Source organism: Sorangium sp. So ce296, from assembly GCF_051529605.1.
In the GTDB taxonomy this organism is placed as follows: domain Bacteria; phylum Myxococcota_A; class Polyangia; order Polyangiales; family Polyangiaceae; genus Sorangium; species Sorangium cellulosum_D.
Genome location: NZ_CP150325.1, coordinates 579,024 through 597,289, shown reverse-complemented (window position 1 = coordinate 597,289; position 18,266 = coordinate 579,024). Strand labels below are relative to the sequence as shown.

The following is an 18,266-nucleotide window of genomic DNA, read 5'->3' as shown; positions in this document are numbered from 1 at the left end:
CCTAGCCCGCCGCGAGCGCCAGCCGGCGCTTCGCCGGCTGCATCAGGTACGCGTCGACCGCCTCGGCGGCCTTGCGCCCCTCCGCGATCGCCCACACGACGAGGCTCTGGCCGCGCGACATGTCGCCGGCGGCGAAGACGCCCTCCACGCTCGTGCGCCCGCCCGGGGCCTTCACGTTGCCGCGCTGGTCCATCGCGACGCCGAGCTGCTCGAGCAACCCCTCGCGCTCGGAGCCGACGAAGCCCATCGCGAGCAGGACGAGCTCGCACGGGATCTCGAACTCGCTCCCCGGGATGGGCACGAACTTCCCGCCTTCCAGGCTCACCCGCGTCGCCTTGAGGGCGCGGACGTTCCCGTGCTCGTCCCCCGCGAACCCGGTGGTCGACACCGACCAGTCGCGCTCGCCGCCCTCCTCGTGCGAGGACGACGTGCGGAGGATGAGCGGCCACGCGGGCCACGGGTTCGTGAGCGAGCGCTGCTCGGGCGGGCGGGGGAGGAGCTCGAGCTGCGTCACGTGCGCCGCGCGGTGGCGGTGGCTCGTGCCGAGGCAGTCCGAGCCGGTATCGCCGCCGCCGATGACGACCACGCGCTTGCCCGTCGCGAGGATCGCCTCGCTGTCGGGGACCACGTCGCCGGCGACCCGCTTGTTCTGCTGCGTCAGGAAATCCATGGCGAAGTGGATGCCCTTGAGCTCCCGGCCCGGGACCGGCAGGTCGCGCGGCCGGCGCGCCCCGCCGCAGAGCACGATGGCGTCGTACTGCTCGCGCAGCGCGTCGCCGGTGACGTCGACGCCGCAGTGGACGCCCGTGCGGAAGGTCACCCCCTCGGCCTGCATCTGCTCCATGCGGCGGTCGATGAGGTGCTTCTCCATCTTGAAGTCGGGGATGCCGTAACGGAGCAGGCCGCCGATGCGATCGTCGCGCTCGAAGACCGTCACGTCATGCCCCTTGCGCGCGAGCTGCTGCGCGGCCGCGAGGCCGGCCGGGCCCGACCCGATCACCGCGACCTTCCTGCCCGAGCGCTGCTTCGCGATGACCGGCGCGACCAGACCCCGCTCGAAGGCGCGGTCGGCGACGCCGCGCTCGACGTTCTTGATCGTGACCGGCTTGCCCTCGATGTTCAGCACGCACGCCGCCTCGCAGGGCGCCGGGCACACGCGCCCGGTGAACTCGGGGAAGTTGTTCGTCGCGTCGAGCGCCGCGATCGCCTCGGGGAGGCGCTCGCGGAACATGTGATCGTTCCAGTCGGGGATCAGGTTCCCGAGCGGACACCCGTCGTGGCAGAACGGGATGCCGCAGTCCATGCACCGCGCCGCCTGATCGCGCAGCTCGGCGTCGGGGATCGGGAGCTCGAACTCCTGCCAGTCGTTCAATCGCTCGGAGACGGGCCGCTTCTTGATGTCGACCCGCTGGATCTCGAGGAAGCCTCGTACCTTACCCATGGGCGGCCGACCTCTCTCCCGTGCTCGCGGGACCCGCGTTGGCGGGGATGTAACGTCCAGTGGAAACGTAGGGGGTGGAGGGTGAAAGGAGGGACACGATCCCGCTCGACGCGTCGGCCCCGTTCGTCGCGGGCGACGCCGCGGCCTCGAGGGCCCGCCGGTACTCGCTCGGGACGACCTTGACGAACTTCGGCAGGACCGCCTGCCAGGAGTCGAGCAGCTCGGTCGCCTTCCGGCTGCCCGTGCGCCGCACGTGCTCCTCGAGCAGCGCCCGCACCGACTCGGCGTCGGCCGCGGTCATCGTCTCGAGCTGCACCATCTCCTTGTTGCAGCGCGCCTCGAAGAGCGCGTCCTCGTCGAACACGTAGGCGAGCCCGCCGCTCATGCCGGCGCCGAAGTTGCGGCCGGTCGTGCCGAGGATGATCACGGTGCCGCCCGTCATGTACTCGCAGCCGTGGTCGCCCACGCCCTCGACGACGGTGGTGGCCCCGCTGTTCCTGACCGCGAAGCGCTCGCCGGCGCGGCCGTTGAAGAACGCGCGGCCGCTCGTGGCGCCGTAGAGCACGACGTTGCCGACGATGACCTGATCGTCCGGCTTGAACGGCGCCACGCTCGGCGGGCGCACCGCCACGACGCCGCCCGACAGGCCCTTGCCGACGTAGTCGTTCGCGTCGCCCTCGAGCTCGAGCGTCATGCCCTGCGAGGCGAAGGCGCCGAAGCTCTGGCCGGCGCTGCCGGCGCACTTCACGACGATGCTGTCCTCGGGCAGCCCGGCGCTGCCGTGGCGGCGCGCGATCTCGCCGCTCAGCATGGCGCCGATCGTCCGGTCCGAGTTCCGCACGCGCGTCTCGATGACGACGGGCGGCCCGCCGTCGATCGCGGCGCGCGCCTGCTCGATGAGCTTGAGGTCGAGCACCCGGTCGAGCTTGTGGTCCTGCGGCTCGACGCAGTGGTTCGGGCTCGTGAGGGCCTCCTTCGGGCGGTAGAGCACCTCGGAGCAGTCGATCTTCCTCGCCTTCGCGTGGAGCCCGGTGCGCCGCTGCACGATGCAGTCCGAGCGCCCGACCATCTCGGTCAGGGTGCGGAAGCCCAGGCTCGCCATGATCTGCCGGAGCTCCTCCGCCACGTAGAAGAAGAAGTTGATGACGTGCTCCGGCGCGCCGGTGAACTTCTTCCGGAGCTCCGGGTCCTGCGTGGCGATGCCCACCGGGCAGGTGTTGAGGTGGCACTTGCGCATCATGATGCAGCCCGTCGCGACGAGCGGCGCCGTGGAGAAGCCGAACTCCTCGGCGCCGAGCAAGGCGGCGAACGCCACGTCCCGGCCGGTCATCAGCTTGCCGTCGGTCTGCACGATGGCGCGGCCGCGGAGCCCGTTCATCACGAGCACCTGGTGCGCCTCGGCGAGCCCGAGCTCCCACGGCACGCCCGCGTGGTGGATCGACGTGAGCGGGGAGGCGCCGGTGCCGCCCGAGTCGCCGCTGATCAGCACCACGTCGGCGTGCGCCTTCACCACGCCCGCGGCGATGGTGCCGACGCCCGCCTCGGCGACGAGCTTCACGCTGATGCGCGCCTTCGAGTTGATGTTCTTCAGGTCGAAGATGAGCTGCGCGAGATCCTCGATCGAGTAGATGTCGTGGTGCGGCGGCGGCGAGATCAGCGTCACGCCGGGGGTCGAGTGGCGCACCTTCGCGATCACCGCGTCGACCTTGTGGCCCGGGAGCTGGCCGCCCTCGCCGGGCTTGGCCCCCTGCGCCATCTTGATCTGCAGCTCGTCGGCGTTGACGAGGTACTCGGCCGTGACGCCGAACCGCCCCGACGCGACCTGCTTCACCGAGCTCCGCTTCGAGTCGCCGTTCGCCAGCCGGATGAAGCGCGCCGGGTCCTCGCCGCCCTCGCCGGTGTTCGACCGCGCGCCGATGCGGTTCATCGCGACGGCGAGGGTCTCGTGCGCCTCCTTCGAGATGCTCCCGAAGGACATGGCGCCCGTGGCGAAGCGCTTGACGAGCGAGGCGGCGGGCTCGACCTCCTCGATCGGCACCGGCGGGCCCGCGGGCCTCAGGTCCCACAGCCCGCGGAGCGACATCGGGTGCTCCTGCTGCTCGTTGATGATCGCCGCGTACTCGGCGTAGCTCTTCGCGTCGTCGAGGCGGACCGCCCGCTGGAGCGACGAGATCGACTGCGGCGTCCAGAGGTGCCGCTCGCCGAACACGCGGAAGTGGTGGTGGCCGCCGACGTCGAGGTGCGCGCGCGCCCGCTCGCCGTACGCCGCCTGGTGGCGCGCCAGCGCCTCCTCCGCGATCTCGCGCAGCCCGACGCCGCGGACGCGCGACGCCGTGCCGGTGAAGTACGCGTCGATGACGATCTGGTCGATGCCGATCGCCTCGAAGATCTGCGCGCCCTGGTAGCTGGACAGCGCGCTGATCCCCATCTTCGACATGATCTTCAGGATGCCCTTCTTGAGGGCCTTCACGTACCGCGAGCTCGCCGCGGACGGCGACAGGTCGGGGCCGAGGGTCTTGTCGCGGCACATCGCCGCGATCGACTCGAACGCGAGGTACGGGTTCACCGCGCCGGCGCCGTAGCCGATGAGCAGCGCCATGTGGCCGACCTCGCGCGCCTCGCCGGTCTCCACGATGATGCCGGCGCGCGTGCGCGTCCCCTCGTTGATGAGGTGGTGGTGCACGGCGCCCATGGCGAGCAGGCTCGGGATGGGGGCGAGCGTCTCGTCGATGCCGCGGTCGCTGAGGATGAGGATGCTCGCGCCGTCGGCGATCGCGCGGCTCGCGTCCTTGCAGAGCTTCGCGAGCGCGCTGCGCAGGTTGTCCTCCGGGTCGCCGTCGACCGAGAAGTACATGGGCAGCGTGGCCGCGCGGAAGTCGGGGAAGACGTTCTTGCGCAGCTTCGACAGGTCGTCCTGCGTGAGGATCGGGTGCGGCAGCTCGAGCATCCGACACTGGCGGGGCGTCTCCTCGAGGAGGTTGCCCTCGCCGCCGACGCAGCTCACGAGCGACATCACGATCTCCTCGCGGAGCGGGTCGACCGGCGGGTTCGTGACCTGGGCGAACAGCTGCTTGAAGTAGCGGAAGAGCAGCTGGGGCTTCTCGGAGAGGACGGCGAGCGGGATGTCGATGCCCATCGAGCCCACCGGCTCCTCGCCGAGCGTCGCCATCGAGGCGAGGATCATCCGCTGGTCCTCGTCGGTGTAGCCGAACGCCTGCTGCAGGGTCCGGAGATCCGAGTGCGGGATGGTGTAGAGGCTCGGCACGTCCTCGAGGGCGCGCAGGTCGATCTTGTTCTCGGCGACCCACGCCGCGTACGGCTTCTGGGTCGCGACGCGGCGCTTGATCTCGTCGTCGCTGACGACGCGGCCCTCGGTCGTGTCGACGAGGAACATCTTGCCCGGCTGGAGGCGCCCCTTCTGGATCACGCGCGCCGGCTCGATGTCGAGCACGCCGAACTCGCTCGCGAGCACGACGAGGCCGTCGCTCGTCACGACGTACTTCGCCGGGCGCAGCCCGTTGCGGTCGAGCGTCGCGCCGATCAGCCGTCCGTCCGTGAAGCACAGCGCCGCCGGGCCGTCCCAGGGCTCGATGAGGCAGCCGTGGTACTCGTAGAACGCCTTCTTCTCGGCCGACATGTCCGGGTCGAGCGCCCAGGCCTCGGGCACGAGCATCATCATCACGTGCGGCAGCGACCGGCCGCTCGCGAGCAGGAAGTCGACAACGTTGTCGAGCGCGGCCGAGTCGGACCCGCCCGGGCGGATGATCGGCTTGAAGTCCTCGATCGCGTTCGCGAACACATCGCTCTTGAGCAGCGCCTCGCGCGCCGACATCCACGCGGTGTTGCCGCGGAGTGTGTTGATCTCGCCGTTGTGCGCGATGACCCGGTACGGGTGCGCGCGCTCCCACGTGGGGAAGGTGTTCGTCGAGAAGCGCGAGTGCACCATCGCGAGCCGCGACACGGTGCGCTTGTCGGACAGATCGGGGTAGAACGCCGCGACCTGCTCCGCGAGCATCAGGCCCTTGTAGACGACCGTCCGCGACGAGCAGGAGGCGAGGTAGAAGTCGTCCGAGTGGGCGGTGCGGCCGGCGCGCTTGCGGATCGCATAGAGGACCTGCTCGAAGGACTGGCGGGGCGCGACCCTGCCGATGAACAGCTGGCGGATCGCCGGGCGCGAGTCGCGCGCGACCGGGCCGATCGCCCCGTCGTCGATGGGGACGTCGCGCCAGCCGAGGACGCGCTGGCCGTGGTGCACGACCGCCGCCTCGAGGATCGCCTCGCACTGGCGGCGCCGGGACGGGCTCTGCGAGAAGAACGCCGTCGCGACCGCGTAGTCGCCGGGAGGAGGCAGCGCGATGCCCAGGGAAGCTAGGGAGGCGGCGTACAGCTCGTGCGGGATCTGGAGGAGGATGCCCGCGCCGTCGCCGGTGCAGGGGTCGCAGCCCGCGGCGCCGCGATGGGTTAGATTTTCGAGGATCTCGAGCGCTTGGCAAACGACCTCGTGCGTCGCTTCACGGCGGAGCGTGGCGACGAATCCGAGACCGCATGCGTCGTGTTCGAAAGCCGGATCGTAAAGACCTTGTCGTTGGGGCAGAGGCATGGTGCTGACTTCACACGCGCGTAGCACATGTTGCACAAGGATTGGAGCCCTAGTTAATGCGGCGCGCCAGCTCACCCGGAACCGGGCGCAAAACCCGGGGGGAACGGCCCCCCGCTCCCCGGGCCGGATGGGCCGCTCCCCGGGCCGGATGGGCCGCGGCGCGCGGGCGCGCGGCAGTGGACGCCCGTCGCCGCCCGTGGTGAAGGTGGACATGGCCGGCCTGCTGGCCCGGCCGCCGGTGATGTGTCATTAGCATGAAGCTCTTCGCACTCAGTGATCTCCACGTCGGCTATGCGGAGAACCGCTGGGCCCTCGAGCGCGTGACGCCGCGCCCGAACGACTGGCTGATCCTCGCCGGCGACCTCGGGGAGACGGAGCAGCACCTGCTCTACGTGCTCGACACGCTGGGCCCCCGGTTCAAGCAGCTCGTGTGGGCGCCGGGCAACCACGAGCTCTATACGATGCCGAGTGAGCGGGGCGGGCCGCGCGGCCCGGCCCGCTACGATCGGCTGGTCGAGCTATGCCGGAGCCGCGGGGTGATTACGCCCGAGGACCCGTACGTGCTTTGGGAGGGTGAGGGCGGGCCCCACGTGCTGGCGCCGATGTTCCTGCTCTACGACTACAGCTTCCGGCCGGCCGGCGTGGCCGAGCTCGACGCGGTGGCGTGGGCGATGGAGAGCGGCGTCCTCTGCAGCGACGAGGAGCTGCTCGACCCGGCCCCGTACGCGAGCCGGCCTGAGTGGTGCCGGGCCCGCCTCGCCGAGACCGAGGCCCGACTCGCCGCGATCGAGGGGCACCCCACGGTGCTCATCAACCACTTCCCGCTGCGGGAAGAGCTCGTGCGCCTGCGGCACATCCCGCGCTTCTCGATCTGGTGCGGGACGCGGCGCACGCACGACTGGCACACGCGCTTCCGCGCGCGGGTGGTCGTCTCAGGCCACCTCCACATCCCCCGCACCGACTGGATCGATGGTGTTCGTTTCGAGGAGGTTTCGTTCGGCTACCCGCGCCAGCGGCCCATCGGCCTCACCGCCGACAGCTGCCTTCGGGAGATCCTGCCGGGGCCCGCGGCCGCGGCGCCGCTGCCGGGGACGACGTAGATGCTCGAGATCGATCCCGGCGCCGCGCACCTCTGGTACGTCTTCTCCGAGCCGGTCCGCGACGAGGCGCTGCTCGCGGCGTACCACCGGCTGATGGCGCCGGACGAGGCGGCGCAGCAGGCGCGCTTCGTGTTCGCCGAGAACCGGCACGAGTACCTGCTCACGCGCGCGCTCGTGCGCACGACCCTCTCGAAGTACGCGGACGTCGCGCCCGAGGCGTGGACGTTCGTCCGGAACGAATTTGGACGGCCGCAGATCGCGGGGCCGGCGGGGGTGCCGCCGCTGCGGTTCAACCTGTCGAACACACGGGGGCTCATCGCCTGCCTGGTCGCGCTGGATCGCGACGTGGGGGTCGACGTCGAGGACACCGAGCGCTCGAGCAGCGCGGTGGACATCGCCGACCGCTTCTTCTCGCCCGCCGAGGTGCGCGCGCTGCGCGCGCTGCCGCCCGAGAGGCAGCGCGCGCGCTTCTTCGAGTACTGGACGCTCAAGGAGTCGTACATCAAGGCGCGCGGGATGGGGCTCGCGATCCCGCTCGACCAGTTCTCGTTCCACCTGGACGACGGGCCGTCGATCGGCATCTCGTTCGATCCGCGGCTCGGCGACGATCGCTCGGCCTGGCAGTTCGCGCTCTACCAGCCCTCGGCGCGGCACACGATGGCCGCCGCCATCCGCACGGGGGGCGCGCCGCCGCTGTCGATCGAGCTCCGGGAGACGGTGCCGCTCCGCGACGGATGAGCGGCGGCCGAGGCCGCCCGCGCGGCGCCGTCAGTCCGGCCGCGCGATCGAGAGCTCGACGTTGCGCCACGACGGCTCGCCGCTGCCGTCGCTGCCGAAGCCGGAGGTGACGTCCACGACGGCGCGGCGGCGCCCCTCGGCGGCGACCGGGTCGCCGTCGACGGCGTAGTCGAGGGCGACCCCGCGGATGGCGACGGAGCCGTTGTCCTCGTCCCAGATCTCGATGACGCGGACCTGGTGGGGGTAGTCGGCGAGCGCGGAGGTCTCGAGCTCCCAGTACGCGTGCCCGCCGCTCGGCGTCACCGGGGTCACCCGGTGCACGTGCGTGTGGCCCGCGAGGTGGAGGAGCACGTTGTCGTAGCCGCCGACGAGCGACTGCCAGGCCTCGACGGTGAGCGCGCCGGGCACGGCGGGGGTGCCCGTCGCGGCGAAGGAGCCGTCCCCGAGCAGGCGCGACGCGTGGTGGGACGCGAGGACGACCCACCTGCGATCGCGCCGCGCGCGGTCGAGGGCCGGGCGGATGAACCGGTCGACGTCGTCCTGGAGGATCACGCCGCCCGGGCCGCCGGTCTCGGCGGCGGTGTCGAGCACGACGACGCGCACGGGCGTGTCCTTCACGTCGAACTCGTAGAACGCCTTCCCGTACGCCTGCGCGTCGGGCCCGATCCCGTGTCCGTCGCCCGCCGCCGCCAGCTGATCGAGCAGCGCGGGGCGGCTCAGGAGCGCCCTCCGCGGATCGGGGACGACCTCGCCGGTGACCACCGGACCGCCGGGGAGCGCCCAGTTGCGCGTCCCGCCGTCCGCGATGTTCCCCGTCGCGATCGCGGCGCGGGTGTCCACCGGGAAGTTCCCCTGGTGCAGGACGTCGTGGTTGCCGGTCACCCAGCGCCACGGCACGAGCAGCCCCTCGGCGACGAACGGATCCTTGGGATCGTTGTCCGGCCCCTGGACGGGATCGTCGTCGTCGCCCGAGTCGCACTCGACGCGCTCGGCGCCGTCGAGGATGGCCGTGAACCACGCGATCTCGTTGGTCTGCGCGCTGTCGGCGTTGTCGCCGCCGAGCAGCACGAAGTCGAGCGGCGTGCTCCGGTGGAACGCGTTGATCGTGCGGACGGCGGCGTTCAGGATCCGGCACTCGTGCCCTTCCTGCGGGCGGAAGGCCGAGCCGATCGCGGGCGAGTCGAAGATCGCGAGCCGCGCGGGCGACTCGTCGTCGGCGAGCTGGGTGTCGGCGAGGTGCACGAACCGCGTGAGCAGCCTCGGCTGCGGGCTGCGCGGCGGCGGGGGCGCGCCGTCGAGCGTCGCCGGCGCGAGCGGCAGCCCCGGCCCGATCTCGAGCTCGCCGTAGCCCTCCGCGAGCATCTGCTCGATCTCCGCCGGCACCGCGGGGTTCCTGTCCGGCGGATCGACCACCGCGGCGCGCGGCACGAAGGTGCGCTCGGTCGTCAGCGGCGGCGCGTCGGCGAGCGCCGGCAGCGGCGTCGGCGCGGGCGTGGACGCGGGACCGACGGGCTCCTCCGCCGCGCAGGCCGCCACGAGCGCGAGGGACAGGACCGCCGCTGGGCCAGCTCGGCGCGCGCGCGCGTCGAGCGATCGGACGAGCTCCGCCGTTACCGTGCTCCCTGCTCGTGTCTGGCTCATCGCTTCCTTACATGACAAGACAGCAGCGCCTGATCAAGAAATGTTCATTCGAGCGGTAGCGCTCGTGATGTCGGTCGCCATCAGGCAATGAAAAGAGACTTTCCGGAATGCGGGTTAACCAACCCACGTGACACGGCTGGCGCCGCGCGGCGTCACGTTGATGCGCACGGGCGGGCTGAACCATGGTAGGGCGAAGCCGCGGCCAGCGCGCCGGCGGCTGCTAGGATGCGGCGCGTCCGGGCTCCGGGCGCTCCTCTCGAGGTCATCACATGGTCCTTTCGCGATTTGTGGGCTTCGCGCTCGCGGCGGTGGCGCTGGCGGGCTGCGGTGAGCCCGATCCCATCATCGAGACGCATTACGGTGCTTACGAGGGGGACGCCTATCCGGATCGGCGCCCGAAGATCACGATTCCGGAGGGGGGTATGGGCGTGGTGAGCGATAGCCGCTCCGACACGCTCTCGCTGATCTCGCTCGCGACGGGGGAGCGGTTCGGCGTTTACCCGGTGGGCCGCGATCCGGTGACGGTCGACGGGCCTCACCATGTCGCGGTGGACGCTCCGGGAAACGCGGTCTATGTCGCGCTGTCGTACCCTGTCCTCGCCGGCACGATCGGCCCCCACGCGAGCCACGGATCGAGCGCGATGGCCGGCTATGTCCAGAAGCTCGCGCTCGACGACATGCGCGTCCTCGGGCAGGTGCGCATCGAGCCCAACCCGGGCGACATCGTGATCTCCGAGGATGGCGGCCGCGTGGTCGCCTCTCATTACGATCTCAAGCGCGCGATCGACAACCCCCAGGACATCGAGGCGGCGCGCTCGTCCCTGGCCGTGATCGATCCCGACGAGATCTCGCGCTCGGGCTCGGCCCAGCCGGTGCTCATCCCGACCTGCATCGCCGCGCACGGGATCGCCCTCTCGCGTCCGGACGGCGCCCGCGCCTACGTCGCCTGCGAGGGGGAGGACGCCCTCGCGGTCGTCGACCTGACCGACCCCGGCGCCGAGGTGAAGCGCGTGCCCGTGGGGCCGAGCCCGGCCGTGTGGGTCCCGTCCTACGGCCCGTATGCCGCGGTCATGTCCCCGGATCAGAAGACCATCGCGGTGAGCAACACCCGCAGCCGGGATGTGCGCTTCTTCGACGTCGCGTCGGAGTCGTTCTGGGAGCCCCAGTCCATCTTGACGCTGCAGGGCGCGCCGTACTTCGTCGCGTGGACCCCCGACGGGAGCCGCCTCTACGTGCCGACCCAGGCGCCCGACGCGATCGCGCTCATCGATGTGGCGAACGGCAACGCCGAGGTCGCCTACCGCGATCTCTCCGGGGTTTGCGAGAAGCCGCACGTCGTGGATTACGACGGGGGAGACGGCCTCTTCCTCGTCTGCGAGGGCGATCAGACCGAGACCCCCGGCAAGGTGCTCCGGCTCGATCCCGAGACGCTGGAGACGCGCAGCGAAGCCGAGGTGGGCCTCTTTCCCGACGCGTTCGCGCGCGTCGCCGCGGAGGCGCCGTGAGGCCGCGCTCCCTCGCTCTCGCCGCGCTCGCCTGCGCGGCGCTCGCCTCTGGCTGCACGGGCGATCCGGAGACGAAGATCGTCGACGCGACGGCCGTGGACCACGGCGCGGCGCTCTTCCGGGACCCCTCGATCGCGGAGACGCGCTTCAATCGTTATTCATGCTCGACGTGCCATGAAGCGATCGCCGGGGAGGCGGGGGACGCCATGCTCCCCGGCGCCCCGCTCGCCGGCGCCGTGGATCGCCCGCATTACTGGGGTGGTCAGGAGGTCGATCTCCTCGGCGCGATCAACCATTGCCTCTATTACTTCATGACCAAGGACCTGCCCTGGGCCGCGGACGACCCCGCCGCCCAGGCCATGTACGCCTACCTGGAATCGCTGCCCAGCGACGGCGACGCGGCCGAGGCCGTCCCGTTCACGCCGGTCTACGGGCTGAGGGAGCCGCCGCCCGGCGATCCGGGGAAGGGCGCGCTCATCCACGATCGCGCCTGCGCCTCGTGCCACGGGCGCGCTCGTTCCGGGGAGGGGCGGCTCGTCGAGCGGGCGCCGGCGCTGCCCGATCAGACGCTCGAGGAGCACCCGCTCGGCGAGTACACCGAGCGAGAGCGGCGGCTGGTCTTCGTCGAGAAGGTCCGCCACGGCGGCTTCATCGGCTACGGCGGGCAGATGCCGCCCTTCTCCCTCGAGGTCCTCTCCGACGAGCAGTTCGGCGATCTCCTCTCGTTCTACGAGCTGCCCTGACACCGCCCGTGAAGCGCGCCGAGAAAGCCGCGAGGATCGCCGAGATCCTCGATCGATTGTACCCGCAGCCGGCGATTCCGCTGATCCACGAGGACCCGTATTCGCTGCTCGTCGCGGTGATGCTCAGCGCGCAGACCACGGACAAGATGGTCAACGCGGTGATGCCGGCGCTCCTCGCGCGCGCTCGGACGCCCGCCGAGATGGCGGCCGTGCCGACCGAGGAGATCGCCGAGCTCATCCGGAGGATCGGGTTCGCGCCCACGAAGGCGAGGCACCTGAAGGCGCTGAGCGAGCGGATCGCGGTCGAGCACGGCGGCGTCGTCCCCGCCTCGTTCGAGGCCCTGGAGGCCCTGCCGGGGGTCGGTCACAAGACCGCCTCGGTGGTCATGGCGCAGGCCTTCGGCCACCCCGCCTTCCCGGTCGACACCCACATTCACCGGCTCGCGTCGCGCTGGGGGCTGTCGTCCGGGAAGAACGTCGTCGAGACGGAGCGCGACCTGAAGCGCACGTTCCCGCCCGAGCGGTGGAACAAGCTCCACCTGCAGCTCATCTACTTCGGCCGCGAGCACTGCCCGGCGCTGCGCCACGACACGGCCGGCTGCCCGATATGCAGCTGGGCCGCGCGCCGGCGTTGAGGCGCGGCGCTCGCCGGCTGGTGACCGGCGGCCGGCGACCGGCGCGGTCCGGCCACCGCCGCCGTCCGGCCCGGCTCGGCGGCGACCCAGCGCCCCCGGGAAGGCGGCAGGCTATCCGGAGCGCCGGCGGCCGTCAAGCTGGGCGCACCGCTCCGGCGGCGGCCTGAATGCGGCGGCGGGGGCGTGCGGCTCGCCGCGTCGCGCCGCTCGGTTTCGGGCGCGGCCTCGTGCGGTTCCCGGTCGCCGCGGGCGTGCGGTTCGAGTAAGGCAGCTCTGTGGCAAAGATGGGATTTGAGATCATCGGGACCGGGCACTACGTGCCCGGCGAACCTGTCACCAACGACGACCTCGCGCGGGTGATCACGACCTCCGACGAGTGGGTTTACCAGCGCTCCGGCATCCACCAGCGACATTACGCGCCGGACGGAGTCGGCGTGAGCGATCTGGCGTGCGAGGCGGCGAAGCGCGCTATCGAGTCCGCGCGGATTTCACCGTCGGAAATCGATTACATCCTCTTTGCCACGATGACGCCGGACTACATCTTTCCCGGCTCCGGGGCGCTGCTCGGCGCGAAGCTGGGCATCCCGGGCGTCCCTGCGCTCGATATCCGGCAGCAGTGCGCCGCGATGCTGTTCGGCCTCCAGACGATCGATGGGCTCATCCAGACCGGGGCCGCCAAGACCATCCTGTTCGTGGGCGCCGAGGCGCACGCCGGCTTCATGCCCTGGGAGGACTGGGGAGCGCTCGACCCGAAGAACGGCCGGTCCGCCACGCCGGAGGCGCGGGCGCGCGCCGACCGCCACCGGAACCTCGCGGTCCTGTTCGGGGACGGGTCGGGCGCGCTCGTCCTTCGCGCGACCGACCGCGACGCGGGCCTGCGCGGCAACAAGATCTGTTCTGACGGGCGCTTCGCCGAGCTCCTCTACGTGCCCGGCGGCGGCTTCCGCTCGCGGCCGTACTGGAAGCAGAGCTCGTTCGAGGACGACGCCCACATCCCCCGCATGGACGGCCGCGAGCTCTTCAAGTTCGCGGTGACCAAGCTCCCGGCGACCGCGCGGGAGCTGTGCGCCTCGCAGGGCGTCACGCTCGAGCAGATCGACGTGTTCCTGGCGCACCAGGCGAACGGCCGCATCAATGAGCACATCCGCAAGGACCTCGGCGTGCCGGTCGAGAAGCTCCCGAGCAACATCGACCGATTCGGCAACACGAGCGGGGCCACCGTGCCCATCCTCATCGACGAGGAGATGCGCGCCGGCAGGGTGAAGAAGGGCCAGCTCGCCATGGTGCTCGCGCTCGGGACCGGCGTCCACTGGGGCTGCGCGCTCTGGAAGCTCTGAGCTGAGCGGCTGTACATAAATCGCCGGCCCGGCGCCCTGCTGGGCCTGGCACCGTTCTCGCTTCGCCTCCGGGCCGGCGGAGGGGTGCGCCGGTCTGAACCGTCAGATCCCGCCGGATCCTCTGGATCCCGCGCGCCTCGGCCGCCTGAGCAGGGAAGGAGCGCGGCGGGGGTGCACAGCGCGAATCAGCTGGTGCGGTCCGTGTACGACCGGATCGCGGAGCGGTACGACGACCGATGGGGGCGCCACATGAGGGAGCCTCAGGATCGGCTCACGGCGGGGCTCGGGCTCGTCCCCGGCGCGCGGTGCGCCGACCTCGGGTGCGGCACGGGGATCGAGACCGTGGAGATGCTCCGGCGGGTCGCGCCCGGCGAGGTCGTGGGCGTCGACTGCTCCGAGGAGATGCTCCGGGCCGCCCGGGCTCGCGCCCGGGCCGCTGGGCTCGCGCTCTCGACGAGGCGCGCCGAGGCCGAGCTCTTCATCCGCCGCGCGGAGGCGTCGAGCTTCGATGTCGTCACGCTGCGCTTCTGCCTCGCCTACCTGGACTGGCGGTCGGCGCTGCCGTGCCTCGGGCGGATGGTCCGGCCCGGTGGTCGCGCGGGGATCCTGACGAACCTCTCGAGCAGCACGCCGCAGGCCTACGCGGTCTATTGCCGGATGGTCGACGAGCTCAACCTGGGACGGGTGGAGCTGCCGGTCCCGGACAGCCCCGGGCAGGTCAGCGAGGCGCTCCAGCGCGGCGGGCTCCGCACCGTCGAGGCGTGGACCCACCGGTTCCGGCTGTGGTTCGGCGCCGGGGCGCAGGTGGCGAGCTGGCTGCAGGAGAGCGGGTTCGTGACCCACGCCGCGCTGCGGGAGTTCCCTCCGGAGGTGCTCCAGCCGCTCTGCGACGAGTTCGCGGCCCGGCTGGAGGTCTACCGGGAGCCCGACGGCATCCCGCTCGACTTCGAGCTCGCCGGCGTCGTCGCCGCCCGGCGATAGCGCCGCAGCGCGGCCAGCGCGCTGTCGCGCTCGGCAAGGAGCTCTGTCAAATTTTCGACCGAGCGCACCGTGGCGCGTTGCACGCGGCGTTGTCTTTGTTACGGTTGAATCACCGCCTGCGGCGAGCCCCGCGTCGGCAGTGCGGTCCACCTGGCGCCGTCGCCGGCAGGGGAGCCACATCACGGCTCGGCTGCACTGGCTCCCCCTCCGGCGAGCGTCCGTCGAAAGAAGCGCGAAGGGGTCGCACGAAAGCGGCCCACGAGCAGCGATCAACGGGGAAAACGCGGCGGCCGCGCGGAATGCGCGGCCATCGAGCAGCACAGGTGCGTGACACGCGCGACGCACGCGACACGCGCTGCCCGAGGGCCTCGCGCGCGGGCTCACGCGCGCGTGAGTACGTGTGTTCGGATGTCGTTTTGCATCATTCTCGACCACACGGTTCCAGGTTTTTCACTTCACCGGGCGCTGGTGCGCCTGTGGGCCCCGATGACGACAACGCAAACTCTTCGTATTGACTCGGACGCACAATTAATGAATTTTGCATACTGAGGTGGGTGTGATCGGAGAACACGGAGCGTCGATCCTCAGAGACACGCCGACCCAGCTTGGGCTCGGCCGATATCGTCCGATTGCGAAGCTCGGCCGCGGGGGGATGGCGGACGTCTTCCTCGCCATGGCTCACGGGCCGGCCTCCGTGAACAAGCTGGTCGTCGTCAAGCGCCTCCGCAGCTTCGCGGACGAGGAGGATCGTCAGGTCCTCATGTTCATGGACGAGGCCAAGCTCTCGGCGCGCATGAACCACCCGAACGTCGTCCAGACCTACGAGGTCGGCAGCGACCAGGAAGGGTACTTCATCGTCATGGAGTACCTGGAGGGCCAGCCGCTGAAGCGCGTCATGAAGGCGGCCATGGATCGGGCGTCCGGCACCGGCGGGCTGGTGCGCGGCACGTGGATCCGGATCGTCGCCGAGGTGCTTCGCGGCCTTCATTACGCGCACGAGCTCTGCGATTTCGATGGCAAGCCGCTCGGGATCGTGCATCGCGACGTCTCCCCGCACAACATCTTCATCACGTACGACGGCGCGGTGAAGCTCGTCGATTTCGGCGTGGCCAAGGCCGCCGTCAACTCCTCCAACACGGAGAGCGGGACCTTCAAGGGCAAGCTCACCTATATGGCGCCCGAGCAGGTCACGGCGGGCAAGACGGTGGATCGCCGGGCGGACATCTTCGCGGTGGGCGTCGTGTTCTGGGAGCTCCTCGCCGGGCGGCGGCTGTTCGAGGGCGACCAGATCACCGTGATGCATCAGCTCCTCTTGGGGAAGATTCCGCGCCTCTCGACCGTCGTGCCGGGGATCCCGATCGCGCTCGACCAGATCGCCGCGAAGGCCCTGGAGCGCGATCCGTCGAAGCGCTTCGCGACGGCGCAGGAGATGTGCGACGTGCTCGAGAGCTACCTGCAGTGGTCGGGCGAGGACGTGCGCGGGGAGTTCCTCGGCGCCTGCATGCGGGGCATCTTCGCGGAGAGCAGGGCCAGCATCCGCCAGCAGGTCAAGGCGCAGATCGAGCGGGTGACGAGCTCGATGATGATGAGCGAGGGCTCGGGCCAGGTGACGCTGAGCGGAATCGGCCTCTCGGCGGGTCCCACGAGCTCTCGCTCGGGCAGCAGGCTCCCCTACGTCGGCGAGCCCAGCAACTCGGGCGTCGAGCGGGGCTCGGGCATCGAGCGGGGCTCGGGCATCGAGCGGGGCTCGGGCATCGAGCGGGGCTCGGGCATCGAGCGGGGCTCGGGCATCGAGCGGGGCTCGGGCATCGAGCGGCCCAGGACCCCGGTGAGCGACTCGGTCAGCCTGCGCGCGACCACGTCGGTGCCCTCGACGCCCTCGAGGCGCGGCTACCTGCTCGGAGCCTCCGGGCTCGCCGTGCTGGCCGCGGTGGCCGGGGGCGCGCTGCTCGTCGCGAGCAAGCAGGCGCCCGCGGTCGAGCCTCCGGTGGCCGCCGCCGCCGCTGCGCGCGGCGCGGAGGCCGTGGAGGCCGTCGAGAAGAAGCCGCAGGAGGCCCCCAAGGTGAGCGTGGTGATCGCGAGCGACCCGCCCGACGCCACGGTGAGCTGGAAGGGGACGACGCTCGGCAAGACGCCGCTCAAGACCGAGCTGCCCGTGGGCACGCAGGTCGTGGTCGTGTCCCGGTCCGGCAGCTTCGATGAGACGATCATGCTGACGCTCACCCCGGACGAGTCGGTCGAGCGCTCCGTCAAGCTGCGGCCCACGAACTGAACGGCCCAGGCGGTCCTCCACGGTCGAGAGCACCCTGGGGGCGAAGGCGGGTAGGGCACCGCCGAGCCAAGGAGAAGAGAGAAGCGAACGGGAACCACCGAGGCGCAGAGGGCACAGAGGAAGGAGAGAGAAAGGCTATTTCTCCCTCCTCTGTGCCCTCTGCGCCTCGGTGGTTCAGATTCTTCTCCTCTCAGCGCGCCCGGCGCTCACGGCAGCTGGAGAGGCGAGGTCACGGCGATGATCCGTAGCGGATCTGGGAGATCACCTTGGTGACGCCCTTGGCTTCCATGGCCTCCTTCACCGCCTCGGTCGCCTCCTTCACGCTGGCGACGTTGCCTTGCAGCGTGACCACCCCGTTGTGCACCGTCACGCTCAGCTTCTTCACCGTTTCGTGGTCGCTGTCCGCGAGCTTGCCGCCCACCGCGTTGCGGAGCGCCTCGTCGGCCAGCCGCTCGCCCGAGCCCTTCGCCTCCTTGGTGGCGACGACCGAGCCGTCGCGGTTGAAGCTGACCTGGTAATCGTTGTCCTTCGCCTCCTGCGTCCACGCATCGCGCGTGCTCGCGGCGGCGCCTACAGCCTGATCCTTGTCCCTGGCACCGCCGGTCTGCCCCTGCGCCTCGCGGCCTTGCGTCTGCCCCTGCGCCTCGCGGCCTTGCGTCTGCCCCTGCGCCTCGCGGCCTTGCGTCTGCCCCTGCGCCGCTCGGCCTTGCGTCTGCCCCTGCGCCTCGCGGCCTTGCATGTGGCCCTGCGCCTCGCGGCCTTGCGTCTGCCCTTGCGCCGCGCCCTGGTCCCTGGGAGTCGGCGTCGGCGCCGCCTGCTCGCGCGCGCCCGAGCCCCGATCGCCCTTGAGCGCGCCGGTCTGCTCGCCGACCCGGTTCATCTGCTCGTTGGCCTCGCGGCCCACCTCACGCCCTCGCTCGGCCAGCTGCTCGGCCTTCTCGCCCACGCGCTCGGCCTGCTCGCGCGCCTCTCGGCCGAGCTCCTGGCCCTCCCGCGCGAGCTGCTCGGCCTTGTCGCCCACGCGCTCGGCCTGCCCGCGCGGCTCCTGGCCGGGCTTCTGGTTCTGGCCTTCGGGCGGCGCGATCTTGTTGCTCGTGGTCCGGTCCCCCGGCTCGCGGACCGCTCCCTCCGCTCTCTCGCTCTCGCTCCTGCAAGCGGTGCCGACGAGGGCGATCGCAAGGACGGTTGAGCCGGAGAACCAGCGTATTCTGCTCATCGTGCAGCGATAGCTCATGGTGCCTCTCCGGCCGCACACCCAGGCAGGCGCCGTGCC

At 71.1% G+C, this 18,266-nt stretch carries 12 protein-coding genes; 8 read left to right on the top strand and 4 right to left on the bottom strand.

Translation table 11 applies throughout. The annotated features are described in order from the left end of the window. Position 1: 1 nt before the first annotated feature. Together WME98_RS02340 and gltB are read right to left on the bottom strand one after the other, a co-directional pair. A complete protein-coding gene (locus WME98_RS02340; protein WP_437949766.1) occupies positions 2-1,441 on the bottom strand; it encodes a glutamate synthase subunit beta in 1,440 nt (479 codons plus the stop codon). Continuing rightward, entirely contained in the window at positions 1,434-6,041 is a 4,608-nt protein-coding gene (gene gltB, locus WME98_RS02335; protein ID WP_437949765.1) for a glutamate synthase large subunit, read from the bottom strand. The genes WME98_RS02340 and gltB overlap by 8 nt, the downstream gene beginning before the upstream one ends. A gap of 254 nt (positions 6,042-6,295) precedes the next feature. Between gltB and WME98_RS02330 the strand changes: the two genes are divergently transcribed. Both WME98_RS02330 and WME98_RS02325 read left to right on the top strand, forming a co-directional pair. Then, complete coding sequence (locus WME98_RS02330; RefSeq protein WP_437949764.1) at positions 6,296-7,141, top strand: metallophosphoesterase family protein; 846 nt, start codon at positions 6,296-6,298, stop codon at positions 7,139-7,141. Continuing rightward, positions 7,142-7,879: a 4'-phosphopantetheinyl transferase family protein gene (locus WME98_RS02325; protein ID WP_437949763.1), complete on the top strand. Its 738-nt coding sequence runs from the start codon at positions 7,142-7,144 to the stop codon at positions 7,877-7,879. 30 nt (positions 7,880-7,909) lie between these two features. Here WME98_RS02325 and WME98_RS02320 read toward each other — a convergent pair whose 3' ends face one another. Next, positions 7,910-9,520 carry a metallophosphoesterase gene (locus tag WME98_RS02320; protein ID WP_437949762.1) on the bottom strand — a complete coding sequence of 537 codons (1,611 nt, stop codon included), beginning with the start codon at positions 9,518-9,520 and terminating at the stop codon, positions 7,910-7,912. Between the two features lie 269 nt (positions 9,521-9,789). Between WME98_RS02320 and WME98_RS02315 the strand changes: the two genes are divergently transcribed. From WME98_RS02315 to WME98_RS02290, 6 genes are all read left to right on the top strand, one after another. Further along, positions 9,790-11,025: a YncE family protein gene (locus WME98_RS02315; protein ID WP_437949761.1), complete on the top strand. Its 1,236-nt coding sequence runs from the start codon at positions 9,790-9,792 to the stop codon at positions 11,023-11,025. Then, a complete protein-coding gene (locus tag WME98_RS02310; protein WP_437949760.1) occupies positions 11,022-11,768 on the top strand; it encodes a c-type cytochrome in 747 nt (248 codons plus the stop codon). Before WME98_RS02315 ends, WME98_RS02310 begins: the two co-directional genes overlap by 4 nt. A gap of 8 nt (positions 11,769-11,776) precedes the next feature. Beyond that, complete coding sequence (locus WME98_RS02305; protein WP_437949759.1) at positions 11,777-12,403, top strand: endonuclease III domain-containing protein; 627 nt, start codon at positions 11,777-11,779, stop codon at positions 12,401-12,403. A 284-nt stretch (positions 12,404-12,687) separates the two neighbouring features. Next, positions 12,688-13,740, top strand: coding sequence for a 3-oxoacyl-ACP synthase III family protein (locus WME98_RS02300; RefSeq protein WP_061626547.1), 1,053 nt, complete (start codon positions 12,688-12,690; stop codon positions 13,738-13,740). A 171-nt stretch (positions 13,741-13,911) separates the two neighbouring features. Further along, positions 13,912-14,721, top strand: coding sequence for a class I SAM-dependent methyltransferase (locus WME98_RS02295; protein ID WP_437949758.1), 810 nt, complete (start codon positions 13,912-13,914; stop codon positions 14,719-14,721). Positions 14,722-15,373: 652 nt separating this feature from the next. Further along, a complete protein-coding gene (locus WME98_RS02290) occupies positions 15,374-16,993 on the top strand; it encodes a protein kinase domain-containing protein (RefSeq protein WP_437949757.1) in 1,620 nt (539 codons plus the stop codon). 229 nt (positions 16,994-17,222) lie between these two features. Here WME98_RS02290 and WME98_RS02285 read toward each other — a convergent pair whose 3' ends face one another. Beyond that, positions 17,223-18,227, bottom strand: coding sequence for a BON domain-containing protein (locus tag WME98_RS02285; RefSeq protein WP_437949756.1), 1,005 nt, complete (start codon positions 18,225-18,227; stop codon positions 17,223-17,225). Positions 18,228-18,266: the final 39 nt, after the last annotated feature.